The sequence below is a fragment of the Nitrospira sp. BLG_1 genome (assembly GCF_047338595.1).
Taxonomy (GTDB): domain Bacteria; phylum Nitrospirota; class Nitrospiria; order Nitrospirales; family Nitrospiraceae; genus Nitrospira_D.
In genome coordinates this window covers 1-13,340 of sequence record NZ_JBLFBO010000056.1, presented here as the reverse complement: position 1 = coordinate 13,340, position 13,340 = coordinate 1, and the positions used below count along the sequence as shown (strand labels likewise).

At 53.3% G+C, this 13,340-nt stretch carries 12 protein-coding genes, 2 rRNA genes and 2 pseudogenes; 11 read left to right on the top strand and 5 right to left on the bottom strand.

Annotation, left to right across the window (positions count from 1 at the left end; genetic code table 11):
• From ACMTNU_RS18705 to ACMTNU_RS18675, 7 genes and pseudogenes are all read left to right on the top strand, one after another.
• A 23S ribosomal RNA gene (locus ACMTNU_RS18705) occupies positions 1–224 on the top strand; the annotation flags it as partial.
• 137 nt (positions 225–361) lie between these two features.
• A 5S ribosomal RNA gene (gene rrf / locus ACMTNU_RS18700) occupies positions 362–478 on the top strand.
• A 449-nt stretch (positions 479–927) separates the two neighbouring features.
• On the top strand, positions 928–1,083 hold the full coding sequence (locus ACMTNU_RS18695; protein ID WP_413936813.1) for a transposase: 156 nt from the start codon (positions 928–930) through the stop codon (positions 1,081–1,083).
• A gap of 46 nt (positions 1,084–1,129) precedes the next feature.
• Positions 1,130–1,757, top strand: a pseudogene (locus tag ACMTNU_RS18690) (IS1595 family transposase).
• A gap of 53 nt (positions 1,758–1,810) precedes the next feature.
• Positions 1,811–2,713: pseudogene (locus ACMTNU_RS18685) on the top strand (IS3 family transposase); the annotation flags it as partial.
• 597 nt (positions 2,714–3,310) lie between these two features.
• A complete protein-coding gene (locus ACMTNU_RS18680) occupies positions 3,311–3,985 on the top strand; it encodes a hypothetical protein (RefSeq protein WP_413936812.1) in 675 nt (224 codons plus the stop codon).
• A 122-nt stretch (positions 3,986–4,107) separates the two neighbouring features.
• Positions 4,108–4,503, top strand: a complete 396-nt coding sequence (locus ACMTNU_RS18675) for a hypothetical protein (protein ID WP_413936811.1) — start codon at positions 4,108–4,110, stop codon at positions 4,501–4,503.
• 696 nt (positions 4,504–5,199) lie between these two features.
• On the opposite strand, the gene ACMTNU_RS18670 is transcribed toward ACMTNU_RS18675, so the two are convergent.
• The 3 genes from ACMTNU_RS18670 to ACMTNU_RS18660 all read right to left on the bottom strand — a co-directional run bounded on the left by ACMTNU_RS18670 (position 5,200) and on the right by ACMTNU_RS18660 (position 7,744).
• A complete protein-coding gene (locus ACMTNU_RS18670; protein WP_413936810.1) occupies positions 5,200–5,589 on the bottom strand; it encodes a hypothetical protein in 390 nt (129 codons plus the stop codon).
• 107 nt (positions 5,590–5,696) lie between these two features.
• A complete protein-coding gene (locus ACMTNU_RS18665) occupies positions 5,697–6,098 on the bottom strand; it encodes a BON domain-containing protein (RefSeq protein WP_413936809.1) in 402 nt (133 codons plus the stop codon).
• A gap of 926 nt (positions 6,099–7,024) precedes the next feature.
• A complete protein-coding gene (locus tag ACMTNU_RS18660) occupies positions 7,025–7,744 on the bottom strand; it encodes a Na+/H+ antiporter NhaA (RefSeq protein WP_413936808.1) in 720 nt (239 codons plus the stop codon).
• A 433-nt stretch (positions 7,745–8,177) separates the two neighbouring features.
• Here ACMTNU_RS18660 and ACMTNU_RS18655 point away from each other — a divergent pair, with 433 nt between their 5' ends.
• From ACMTNU_RS18655 to ACMTNU_RS18640, 4 genes are all read left to right on the top strand, one after another.
• Positions 8,178–8,420 carry a hypothetical protein gene (locus ACMTNU_RS18655; protein ID WP_413936807.1) on the top strand — a complete coding sequence of 81 codons (243 nt, stop codon included), beginning with the start codon at positions 8,178–8,180 and terminating at the stop codon, positions 8,418–8,420.
• A gap of 82 nt (positions 8,421–8,502) precedes the next feature.
• The gene (locus ACMTNU_RS18650; protein WP_413936806.1) at positions 8,503–8,847 is read left to right on the top strand and encodes a hypothetical protein; all 345 of its coding nucleotides are present in this window, start codon (positions 8,503–8,505) and stop codon (positions 8,845–8,847) included.
• Positions 8,848–8,883: 36 nt separating this feature from the next.
• Entirely contained in the window at positions 8,884–9,081 is a 198-nt protein-coding gene (locus ACMTNU_RS18645; RefSeq protein ID WP_413936805.1) for a hypothetical protein, read from the top strand.
• Between the two features lie 294 nt (positions 9,082–9,375).
• Positions 9,376–10,965: a B12-binding domain-containing radical SAM protein gene (locus ACMTNU_RS18640; protein ID WP_413936804.1), complete on the top strand. Its 1,590-nt coding sequence runs from the start codon at positions 9,376–9,378 to the stop codon at positions 10,963–10,965.
• A 175-nt stretch (positions 10,966–11,140) separates the two neighbouring features.
• Here the strand turns inward: ACMTNU_RS18640 and ACMTNU_RS18635 are convergent, their stop codons facing one another.
• Positions 11,141–11,698 carry a hypothetical protein gene (locus ACMTNU_RS18635; RefSeq protein ID WP_413936803.1) on the bottom strand — a complete coding sequence of 186 codons (558 nt, stop codon included), beginning with the start codon at positions 11,696–11,698 and terminating at the stop codon, positions 11,141–11,143.
• Between the two features lie 334 nt (positions 11,699–12,032).
• Positions 12,033–13,340, bottom strand: a 1,308-nt coding sequence (locus ACMTNU_RS18630) for a transketolase family protein (RefSeq protein WP_413936802.1), incomplete at its 5' end; no start/stop codon positions are given.

Genomic DNA, 13,340 nt, shown 5'->3' with positions numbered 1-13,340 from the left:
ACCTCTAGTGTGCCGGTTGTCGCGCCAGCGGCAGTGCCGGGTAGCTATGTCCGGTAGCGATAATCGCTGAAAGCATCTAAGCGAGAAGCGTGCCTCAAGATAAGCTCTCCCGTGGCGCAAGCCCCCTAAAGACCACTCGTAGACCACGAGTTTGATAGGCTGGGTGTGGAAGGCCCGTAAGGGCCGTAGCTAACCAGTACTAATCGGTCGTGCGGTTTAACATCCTTTGCTCCTGATAGACATGGTCTCGCGCATCGCACAGTGCGCGTCGTGAAACGTACAAAGTGAAACGTGAAAGTTCTTCAGACTTTTCACCTGTCACATTGGACTTTTTACACAAGATGTATTCAGTGTGAATGTTCCCGGTGGCCATACCGGAGGGGCCCCACCCGTTCCCATACCGAACACGGAAGTTAAGCCCTCCAAGGCCGATGTTACTGCTGCCGCGAGGCAGTGGGAAAGTAGGACGCTGCCGGGTTACAAAAAGAAGCCTGCTGGTGAAAGCCAGCAGGCTTTCTTATTTTGTGTAACCCGCAGCCGCGTCCTGAAGAGAGTCGGTGGGCTTTCTCCGGAGACGTTAATCACGATACAACGATACAGAGTCGAGGGTACGAGCAAGCTCGGTGTGGAACTCTGCTGGGTTATAACGAAGGCCCGCTGATCGAAAGATTGGCGGGCCTTTTCTTTTTTGACTTGGTGTAGCGTCCAGTAGAAAGGCAATGGGATTTATCCGGCCACGACACTTCCGATAAAGCAATGAAGTGACCTTCCCCCGATTGTACAGACACCTCACGAAGGAGGACAATGATGCAATCGGAGGATGGCATAAGTAGTAAGACGAGATGGCAGTACACGGAAAACTTTAAAGCAGAAGCAATGCGCTTAGTTCAAGAATCGGGACAACCTGTTGCCCACGTGGCATAGAATCTGGGTATTGCCGACCATCTGCTCTACCGGTGGCGGGCCGAGCAACAGCAGGCCGAGTGCCAGGGCCGCACACGCCAGTCGATACGGGCCGAACAGGAGGAGCTCGCGCGGTTGCGACGAGAAAATGCTGTTCTGAAGCAGGAGTGTGATTTTTAAAGGGGCTGGCATAGCTAAAGAGACCTGAGAAGGGTAACTTTAGCGAATGATTTATAGACGGCGAAGCCGGTTGAGCGGGAAGCAGCAGGGACGCCTGATTGATCTGTTTGTCGCAGGAGCCACGGCACGAGCCGCGGCGGAGCTTGTCGGTGTGAACCGGAATACTGCCCGAGTGTTTTACCATCGGCTGCGCCAGTTGATTGCCAGTAAGCGGCCCAGCTATGACTTGTCGGGCGAGGTGGAGGCGGATGAGAGTTACTTTGGGGGGTGTTCGTAAAGGCAACCGTGGCCGGGGCGCAGCGGGCAAGGTGCCGGTGTTTGGTTTGTTAAAACGGGGCGGGAAGGTGTTTGCCGCGATTATTCCGAATGCCCAGTCGAGAACGCTGCTGCCCATCATTCGTGAGCAGGTGCCACCAGACAGCATCGTCTATGCGGATAGCTTCACCGCGTATGATGTGCTGGATGTCTCAGAGTTTCACCCTCGACGCGTCAACCACAGCAAGGTCTTCGTTACCAAGCGGGGGCATCACATCAATGGGATTGAGAACTTCTGGAACCAAGCCAAGCGGCATTTGCGCCGATTCAATGGCATCACACCAGACAATTGTTACTGGTTTTTGAAGGAGTGTGAATGGCGCTTCAATAACGGCAATCATCAACAGCTGCTGAAGTAGCTTGAATAATGGTATAAATAAACTAAGCATTAGCGCTTAGCTATGCCAGCCCATTTTTTAAAACGTGCGGTGGTCTTCTTCGCGAAGGAGTCCCGATGAGATGACGGGTGATCCAGGAGCACGACCGTCGCTATCCGATCCGCCTCATGTGCCGAGCCTTGGCTGTATCCTCTGCAGGACATTATGCCTGGCGGGCACGTCCCGAGAGCGCCCGGGCAGTAGCTAATCGAGGTCTGTTGACCGCAATTCGGCTGCTTCACCACGACAGTCGCCAGACCTACGGGAGTCCCCGGATCTGGCAGGCCCTCCGCGCACAGGGCCACCGGGTTGGGGAACATCGCGTGGCGCGAATCATGCGCCAGGCTGATCTGCAAGCCAAGACCGTGCAGAAATGGCGAGTGACCACGGACTCAGCGCACCGCTTACCCGTGGCGGCAAACACCCTACAGCGTCAGTTCACGGTGCCGCAGCCCAACCGGGTGTGGGCGGGCGCTATCACCTACATCTGGGCTCTGGAAGGCTGGCTGTATCTGGCCGTGCTCTTGGATCTCTGCTCGCGTGCCGTCAGCGGTTGGGCGATGAGCCCGCGGTTGAACGGCGAGTTAACCGAGCAGGCCCTCCGCATGGCGCTCAAAACCTGGCAGCCCACAGCCTGACGTCTGCATCATTCTGCTCGCGGCAGTCATGCGGCAAGATCCTACCAGCAGTTGCTCACCATGGATGGCATCACGGCCAGCATGAGCCGCACCGGCAATTGCTGAGACAACGCCTGTGTCGAGAGCTTCTTCGGAACATTGAAGCGGGAACTTGTGTACCATCGGCACTATGCCATATGAGCGGAAGCGAAACAGGACATCTTCGAATACATCGAGGTGTTCTACAATCGGACGCGTCGACACTCGACCCTCGACTATGACTCCCCGACCGAGTACGAAGCGAGGGCTATAGTCGCGTAACATAGTGTCCACAAAATTGGGGGAAGATCAGTAGTGGGTAATCAAAGCCGTTACTAGAAGAGGAACCTGACACGGTGACAAAGAAAATCAGCCATGCCGCGCCTGTGTCTACGACTGCGGCGCAAAAGTGGGGGATTTAAGTATTCGCACGTCGGTGATTCCCGTAAGAACTCAGGGGGAATGACAAAGGGCCTCATAGCCAATCGTGCAATGCTGGATTATGCGATCATTAGACGAGCCACATCGTCTGACACCGTACCTGTTTCAAGTCCTGTAGGTCGTCATCTGTAACATTTCGTCCTCTCATGAGAAACGCTAGTACGTAAGTGGTTATTAATAAACAGAAATGGGCATAATTGATGTGGTGCGTATAAAACCTACTCGACACTCTTGACGTAAAAAGAAGATTGGGAGAATAATAATATGGCCATCGGAGAGAGGAGTTCCATTGTTCTTTCCAAGACGTGCGGAAAGATGATCTGAGCAAGGGAAAAGACTTTGCTGGCATAATCTTGCTGGTGGTTACGGGGTGTTATGCGTTTCAGCAATCGGAATTGGTGGCAGTTGGCGGAGAATTAGGTTCAAAGAGGGTGATGCATGCTGAATCATCTTAAATCCCATGCCTTGAGCTATAGCCTCGCTGCTGCGGTGGTCCTCTTCTTCATTGGGCAGGCCGTGATATCGAACTTGAAGAACGAGACGAACGCATTTGCGCCTGAGCCGGTCGAAGGCGCAATCGACGTCGCCCCGGTAGCTGGATTCCAGGTGGTGTTGGAGCAGAAGAATCTCGAGCTCATTGCGGAGAATGACCAGCTCAACGCGCAGTATGATCTGCTCAATGGTCAATATGGCCGGCTCCACAAATCTAATTACAAACTCAATCAAGAGAATAGCCATCTTCACAACGCCAATTTTATTCTCAATCGAGAGAATGGTGAGCTTCATGAAGCTAATTTCACACTCAATGAAGAGAATAGCCACTTGCATCAAACCAACGGCGAACTCAACAAAGAGAACCAACAGCTCCAACAACAGATTCAACGCCTTCAAGAGATTATCAAAGAAAAGGAAGATCTCACCCAGAACCAGAAACGCGAGCTTGGGCAGCAGCACCAACAATTGGCTGCCTATGCGCGTGCAATTGACGCAATGAATGCTCCCAAGAAGGAAGTGAAACAGACCGTACAGAAGAAAACGAAGACGGATGCGGGTTTGGTACAGCTGGCGAAGGAGACCTTGGGAGTCGATGTCACGGTTAAGGAGTGCCAATAATCTCTGTTCATTGGCCGAACGTCGTTCATCGTCACGTCGCTCATATTGAATACAATGATCTTCATACTAGATACTAGGAAAACACAATTCGATTGGTACCTCAAGGTGGAGGAACATACATCATGATCTTCCTGCTGCTTGCCATACTGTTGGTCCCTGCCATTGCCCAGGCTGAGGAGAAAATCGTTGCGGTGCCGCGTGACCAGTTCGTCAAAGTGCTGGGTGAGGTCAAGCAGAACAAACAGTTTCTTGCCGAGTCGCAAGAGTGGTTGGCGAAGTATAAAGACATATTCGAGAAACAGAGAAGCTATGTTGAAACGTTAGAGAGTCTTAACGAGACGAGGAAGCAAGAGACCGAATTGTTGCAAGAACAAAACGCCGCGCTCCAGAAAGAGATCGAGGAAGAACGGCAACGGAAAGCGGACATGGCCTGGCAGAAACAGGCGGAATGGGCGGGGTATGGAGCAGCGATTCCCACGGCGATCATTATGTTGAGGAAGCTGGTCTTCAAATTCTAACCAGGGACCGCGACAAGGAACGAATACATCTCTGACATGTCCAGCATGTCACGTTCATCATCTCAGTGGGGCCATAGAGGGGGGGGAGGTATTGCGATCATGATGATCTTGCTCCGCTCTCAAGGGGCGTCGGTATGTCATGGTAAAGAGGTAACGGAGAAGGTGTCGCCCATTAGAGGAAAAGCGGGGGCAGGCTTTTCTATTTTGGCACTGTTATCGCCTGGTGCAGAATTTACCACGACATTGAGCAAGGGATGTGGGATTGCTCCTTGCCGCTTCCAATCTGGTCTATGGGGTCTGGTCTTGCAATCCAATACTGTCCAGAAAAAACTACCTTCTGTGTCTACTCGTCGGACAGGACGGACGAGCCAACTGGTACATCTTTCCGAGACGCGCGCATGATGGCGTCGATTTGCGATGCTGTTGTACGGCACCAAAAGACTGGCGGATAGGTTTCCGCACGACCATTCCAGCGGTCCGTTTTCTGCCGTCTCGCAAGGCGATGCGGGGTGAGTGCCATGGCTTGGTCCAAGTAATCAATGCCAACTCTCTGGCCCACTTTTTCAGCTGAACGTGCGTTACGGTCGTTATTGATTATAAATAACCCCTGACTGCCTTATCTCGTTCAGACCTGTCTCTTTCTGCTCCGCGTTGTTTTTCTCGCTCAGTGTATCTGCGATGCAAGAAGGTATGCTTTCAATTCTTCTGAGTAATATTGAACGATTTGTCGCTCTTCGGGAGACAATGGCAAATTTCCGATAAAAGCTGAAGAAGAAAGGATCGTTTCGCAGGAGCGGATGAACCCATGAATTTCATGCCGTAACGGAGAAAATGGACTGCAAGACGCCGACATCGGACACCGCCTTTCTCACAATTGTCAACGGTGGCCCTCCAGAAGCCGCCGGCAAGCTGTGCGCGGGGACTGTAGCCTTTGGGAGGCGAGACCCATCGCATGCAAAGGCACGGAATGCAGCGGGCTTTTAACTTGGAGACAGCTTGCGGCTGCTGCCCTTTCTTATAGATGACGACTGCTATAATTGCCAACCCAAGAATCACGCCCGCAAATGTCAGTAAGTTTGTATCCATCGTGTCTCCTTCCGTGTGTCAGTAAATAAACACATAACTATGGGTTATTCGATCCGGGAACTACACAGCAACATTCTTTGCGTCCAGGGTCTCACCATGCGAGTGCTTCAGTTGGACTGGTCTGGGCATGGTGCCGTCTGGTCCAGAAGCTTAACCGCCGCGAGGCGATCCTTGATCTCCTCACGATTAAATAGCCGCGCCACTTGCAAATCATTCTGCACCGACTTAACTCCGTCGATACCTTTGGCGATATTCTCCGCCGTCTTTTTTGTCTCGTCAGAACTCACATTGCCCTGGATCCTCACCAAACCCTGTGTACTTTCGACGTTGATCTCTCTTCCCATCACTCGGGCATCAGTAAACAGGGCAATCTTCGTCCTTGTGGTGAGCCAGATATCATTGAGAGCAGTGTGTTCATTCACATTGCCGAGCCCGTTCGCCCATCCTGTCACGACCACCCCCCCGATAACCAACGCCCCGCATACGATCAGAGCAGTCCATATATTCATGATCGCTTTTTCCTTAATCCAAGAGAGTGCTTGGAATGTCGGTCATGAGTTGTAAAGGCATTCTTCCGGCACAACTACCTGCTTTCCGACCCGCATGAGGTTCGGAACTATCTTTACTTCCTGGAACCAATCGGCGCTCGAAGCCGTTCAAAGAACTGTAGCATCGGAGCGGCGGAGACTGAGGAATCGGTCACGCTGGGAAGAAGTAGGAAGCGTAAGGGATGGGACAGTCACCGGAGCTGCAGTATCACCTTGGGCGCTCTTGGTAGGAGAGTCAAGTACTATAATGTTGATGAGGCGACAGAGCGATTATCAGAGCCACAAGACGTTCTACCTTAATACCACTTGACTCTGATGGCGGATGGGATCAGGGTGATCCTATGAAGTATTAAGCTGCGTCGACTGTCCCATCTCTCGCGCATATCTTTCCCGCTCCTGCGCGTCTGATTCATCAGTTTCTCTCGTTTCGTGGAAGAACAACGGTCATCGCGTCCACCTATGACTATGCGAATAGCAATTCCACAGGAGTACTGTCTTCCGGCGTGGGCTCATAAAACAGGCACCGACAAGGAGGCCGCATCATCGTGCTAGCAACTACTTCAATCTGCGAGATTGCGTCAACGGACACATTTCGACATCCGGAGACAAATTTTTAGATATGGATGAATTAACAGATGCTTTGTTCAATAGCCATCTCTGGAATCTTGGGGTTAATGTGCTTATCGTTGTGGCCTTGATTTGTGCCGTCTATGTGTCACGGGATTTCTACAGGTCATGACAGATGGAGGAGGGAACTCAGGAAAGAGTATGCATGAGGATGAGCAAGAGATCGGATGTGATCTTGAGAAACCGCCGTCCCTCTCCTGTCATCACCGTTGTGAACGCCGATGAACCACGAGACTGCCTCAGCGGTACCAATGTAAGTACTAGTGGACTGTAACAGTTGATTCAGTAGTAGCCTGTCGTTGTGACTCAATTCTAGAAATTCTCATACTCACAGGCCCATTATGCTTCTCATGGGCATAGAGGGGGATCGCCGTCACGACATTGCGGTTAACAAAGAAGAGAACCACAAGACAGAGGCCCGCGGTCCACATCATCGTCGCGGAGAGATGAGCGGAAAAGAAGAAGGCAATAATCAGAATGGCGGCGACATCATCGAAAATAGCGAGTGATACCAGAAATATCTTCAGTGAAAGAGGAACCCGCTGACCCAACAGAGAGAGAATGCCCAAGGAAAATGCCGTGTCGGTGGCGATAGGAATGGCCCAGCCGGCCATGCCGGCGGGATTATCATAATTGACCCACCAATACATGAATCCGGGAACCACCATCCCACCGAGCGCGCCCAGTGCCGGAAGCCCCACATTCGACAGATCGGATAGTTCCCCCTCCAGGAGTTCCCGTTTCAATTCCATCCCGACAACAAAGAAAAACAGTACCATCAGGCCATCGTTGATCCAGAGGAGAAGGGGTTTCTGAATCTGAAACTCCCCAAACTGAACTCCGGCTGGGATTTGCAGGAGGCTCTCATACAGATGCTTCAGGCCGCTATTGGCGCACAACATGGCGAGGGCTGCGGCAAGAATCAGCAGAATGCCGCTGGCGGACTCTAGCCTGAGGAATGTGCGAATACTGCTAATCATTGAGCCAGTGCCGATGCGTTCGGTACATAAAGTTCTGGAATTGTCTAGGCTGCGAGATTCCCAACCTGTTGTACGTACACTCTGTTCACATCTCGACCGTCAAGACAATACCATAGCGTTGCGGTGACAGAACCTTCCTACTCCGTAACATTGTCAACAATGAATTCATCTCCGGTGGCGGTTACCCATCAATCGCGTAGGCATTCACAATGGACTCCATTGACACACCCTTGGTTGGCCCTGTAGGGTGAACGTGACGTATTGAGCCACGCCGACTATCCCATCTCTCGCGCGTCCCTCCTCTTCCTGCGCGTCTGATTCCCTAGTGTCCGCCGCTTCTACGCCAGAAGTCCGTTCTGTCCATGAGCCTTGAGCGCGAAGATAGGCCTTGGGCAGATGGTGGTTTTCCCACATCATGGTAAAGGAGAATCGTATGAACCAGGAACAGTTCGGGCAATTTTGGGATCAATTGAAAACGCCGCTCAAGGATTACTGGTCGAAGATTACCGCGGAGGACTTGACGGAGATCCGTGGGGATTTGGCGACGTTCGGGTCGGTCATTCAGCGGCGGTATGGAGAATTGCAGAAAGAGGAAGTGCGCACGTGGGCCAATCGACGGTATTGCCACTGGTCAGGAAACTATATCGGATATAAGGATCCGGCGCCGGCGTCCTAACGGCCATGGTCGACAGTTATAGCATCCGACGTCCTCTTGGCCAGCTGATGATGACGAAGGCGCAATACGAAGGAGACGTGAGATGAAAAAGATCGTTATCAATAAGAGCTATGAACAGTTTTTCGTGAGTCATAAGGCGTTCATCCGATTACGCGAGCTTGGGCAGGCGGAGGCACTACAAGAGATTGACCGGGGCGCGTATTGGCCGCTCGCAGCGGGACCAGAGGAACCGAGCTTGAATCGATGTGGAGCGCTCATTCCACGGGATGATGAGAGGCTCGTGCAGGTCGTGGAAGAACTGCGGGCAGCGGCCAACGGCCATGCCGCAGATTTGAAAGTCGTCGAGATTCCAGACGACGTGCAATGGGTCATCAACAAGACTGACGGAGTGGAGCATGTGAGTGAGGTGCATCGCACATGGGAGTGAGGCCATCATCGCAGAAAGCATGATCGGAGCTTGGATATGAACGATAGTCGTCAAGACGCAAGGGCAGGGAAAATACACCGATCCGGTAAAACTGACGGTGAGTTGCTCAATGCAAAAGACTTGACGTGCCAGGAAGCGCAGATCGAAGAGCTGCTGTCAAAAGGGGAGTCCACCGAGGGTGAAACCGATGAGAAGCAAGACGACAGTCCTGCGGATCGGAAGCCTACCCCGTAGGGGGCGCTCACAATTCGACATCCCCGAGCAAGTCCGTCGTCGCACTGGAGACGGTGTTATGCAGGTTGCGGTCAGTGGAAAAAGTTGTTCGCGGATGCCCCAGTCACATGGTTGGTGTCCTTGACAGGGTCATGTACGCCTGGTACGGTGAGCGCATCAAGTCGGACGTTCCCGTTCCTTCCCAGTTCCTTTCACTCACTCCGTCAACATTCCCTCCGTGTGTGATCGAGATCGGATCAAGGAGTTTGTCTGCGAGTTTTCCTCATCCATGTTCGTGATCCACAGTTCTACGCGTTGCCTGCTAAAACGCGCGCCGCCAACGGCAATGTTCGTGTGATGGGGTTCCCTCCCATTGGCATCATGTCCTTGTCATCCGTGATCAAGCAGGCAGGGCACGACTGTGTGCTGTTCGATCAGGCCAATCCCGATACCCCGAACCAGGTCATCATCGACCGGATCAACCAAGAACAACCGGCGCTCGTCGGTCTTAGTTTTCTCAGTACCACGAGCTATCCCTACGCCAAGATGCTGGCGCGAGAGATTCGCACGACCAACCAAAGCGTCAAGCTTGCCTTCGGCGGCGTGTTCGCCAGCCTGAATGCCTCGCTGGTGAAATTACAATGTCCCGAAGTTGATTTTGTGTGTCGTGGCGACGGCGAACAGTTGCTGCTCGATCTGCTGGAAAATCTTGAGAATCCGCAATCCGTCGCCAGTCTGACCTGGATGAAGGACGGGCAGGTCGTCCAGAATCCTAACCGCCCAACGGAACGGCAGTTGGATCAGTGGCCGTTCCCGGATCGAGAGAGTCTGGAGCTCGACTATGTCGAGTCCATGCCGCTGGATGTTCCGGTGGTACTCTCCATGAGACGATTCACGACGATGCAGACCTCTCGGGGATGTCCATGGCCTTGCATCTTCTGTGATATTCCGATCTTCAATGAAGGGAAGTGGCGTGCCCGCAGTCCACAGCATGTGGTCGCGGAGCTCAAGCATCTTGAAGCACTCGGCTATGAGTCGGTTGGGTTCGTCGATGATCACTTTTTACTCCAGCCCAAACGAATCGAAGCGATTTGCAACGGCATCATGGAGGCCAAGCTGTCGATCCGGTGGGGCATCGAAGGACGCGTGGATTCGGTCGCTCAACATCTGTTTCCGGCCATGGCCAAGGCCAATTGCGGCGCGATGATGTTCGGAATTGAGAGCGGCAGCCAGAAGATTCTCGATCGCCTGAAGAAGGAACAGACACTGGATCAGGTGACGACCGCCGTCAAAAATGCGAAAAAAGCCGGCGTGGAGATCGTGCACGGATTCTTCACGGTGGGCAATCCGGACGAGACGATTGAGGATATGGAAGCTACCTTCAACTTCGCGTCGAGGCTGCCTCTTGATACCTTCGGGTTCAACCGGCTGTGTGTCTATCGAGGGACACCGCTGTGGCAGGAATACGTCAAACGCGGGCTGGTGAACGAAACCACGGATTGGTACAAGTACTTCAAATGTTCGGAAATCGATCCGACCTGCCTGTCAGGTGAAACCATCAACCGAGTTCGACAGGCCGGAATCAAAAAGCTCTTTCGCTACAAGCTCCTTCATTATCCCCGACAGACTTTTCAACTCCTCCGCCGCTTCTTTAGGTATATGCCGATCCGGGACGTGCTCTATCTTCTCCTGAAACCGTTCATGGGTCAGAAGAAGGGCGCCACCAAGGCTGAAGTCGTCTCACGCTTGGTCGAGCACGCCGACATGAAAGATGCGGCGGCACAACTGACACAGGTAGCGGATGAGATGCTGCACAATGTATTTGAAGCCTCGCGTCTCGAACGATTGAGGATTCAGCAAGCCGCAGAGGGACAACGCGAGTTGCCGATGGTGCAGCCTCGGTAGGTCGAACGCGGGTATTCCTCTGCTAGGGCCAAGATGCCGTCACGACCATCTTCACCCAGTGGAGTGCGCTCGTGCGGATAACAGGCCTTGCCCTAGGCACCATCCAATACAACCACTCTCCACTCAGACCACTCGACCAACAGATACAAGAGCAACCATCGGGCTCGTGCGAGATCTACGGACGCCTTGCTGCGGGAGCATGTAGAACGGGCTTGCTTATCTTCCCTTGGGTTCTGGCGAGCTCCAGTTCGATCAACTTCACCGACATTTCCAAAATTTTCGTCGCCTGTTCTTGGAGTGCCTCCTCCTTGATGGCATGGTTGAGATAGTTCTGGCAGAGGTTGTACATGGCGGCTCTGTACAGTTGAAGACCCTGCGTGCGTTTAACAAGCGTATGAGAAATTTGCGAGAAGGTCCTAGACAGTTCTTCTTTGACGCTCGCATCAATCTTCTCGCTTGAGAGGTCTCGGATGGCGGCTAAGGCGTTGGTGACATTCTGGTCCGTGTCGAGCGGAGGCTCCGCACAAAACCGGCCGGCCGCACTCGCTGCATCCTTCTCAAGTCGAACCAGGACGACTCTCCGATCGGTACTCACCGCTAACGTTCCCACTCGACTTTCGATATCGTCGATCACGACCGGTGATTTGGGGCTGGCAAATATGTTCAGTCCGCATCCGGACAGTACCAACAGACTCGCGATGAGGCTAATGCGTAGAGACAACGTCGATATCATGGTAGGGCCTCCTATGAGAGAGAAAACCATGCTGATGACGGCCTATGAAATGCGGTGTTTTCGGGATTCATGTTGGCTAGCATGGACGAAGTCCGGCAGAACTGCAAGAGCTACATTGCGTAGTAGTACGATGCCAACTGTGAGTGATGACATTGGTACAGATGAGCAGCTGACGCGAGGACTGCTGATGGACTCGGTGGGGTATGGGTTTATTGCTTGGGGATGAGCGGAAGTTCCGATTCTAGGCTGTCATTCCGTTCGACACAGATTCAGGAAGTCTGAATCTGTGTCGGATCAAGTGGCGTGCAGGAAGAGAGGGTATCGTGATGGCACGTTACGCCGCTTTCGCTTTTCTCTGGAGCTGGCCTTTCGCTGCGGCGACGATATTGTCTTTCGTGAATCCAAATTTCTTTTGCAGCTCCTTGAGGGGTGCGGATGCTCCAAATGATTTCATGCCGATGATCTCACCGGTCAGTCCGGCATAACTCGCCCATCCAAATGTTGACGCCTGTTCTACGCAGACCCTCGCGGTGACGTGTGGCGGAATCACGCTGTCGCGATAGGCCTGTGGTTGATGTTCGAACAGCTCCCAGGAGGGCATGCTCACGACGCGGGCCTTGATGCCTTCTGTCTTCAATTGTTCAGCTGCCTCCAGGCAGAGCGAGACCTCGCTACCGCTTGCAAGAAGCAGGACGTCCGGCTTTCCCCCAGGCACATCGGCTAAGACGTACCCACCTTTCGCCACGCCGGATGCAGCGGCAAATTTGGAGCGGTCGACGGTCGGGATGGCTTGTCTGGTTAGGATCAATGCCACCGGTTCATGTTTCAACTGCATGACGACACGCCAGGCTTCCGCGACCTCGTTCGCATCAGCAGGGCGTAGGACGATGAGGTTTGGAATTGCTCGCAACGAGGCGAGTTGCTCAATCGGCTGGTGCGTAGGCCCATCCTCTCCGACTCCGATGGAATCGTGGGTGAAGATATGGATGACGGGGACTTCCATCAACGCACTCAAACGGATCGCGCCTCGGCTGTAGTCACTGAAGATCAGGAAGCCGGAACCATAGGGGCGCACTTTGGAGAGGGAGAGTCCATTGAGTACGGAGCCCATGGCATGCTCTCGGACCCCGAAGTGCAGGTTGCGCCCGCCGCGATCCTTCGCAGTGAAGTCGCCGGCTCCCTCGAAGGTCAAACGAGTCTTGGTTGAAGGAGCCAGATCCGCAGAGCCTCCCAAGAGCCAAGGGACATTCTTGGCTAGGGCATTGAGTACCTTGGCAGAGGCATCACGTCCGGCCACGCCTTTGGCGTCGGCTGGGAACAGGGGCAACTCCTTGTCCCATCCTTCCGGCAGTTGACGCTGTTGCATATCAGAAAGGTGCTTGGCGAGTTGGGGGAATTCCTTCTGATACTCCTCGAATTTTTCCATCCAGACTGTGCGCGCCTCGTGTCCGCGCTTGCCCATGCCCTGTTGGAAATATTCGCGGACACCATCCGGCACCAGGAACTTTTCCTGTTCGGGCCAGCCATAGTTCCTCTTGGTCAGCCTGATTTCTTCTTCGCCGAGCGGTTCGCCGTGCGCCGCGTGGGTATCTTGCTTATTTGGTGAACCGTAGGCGATGTGGCTATCGACGATGATCAAGGT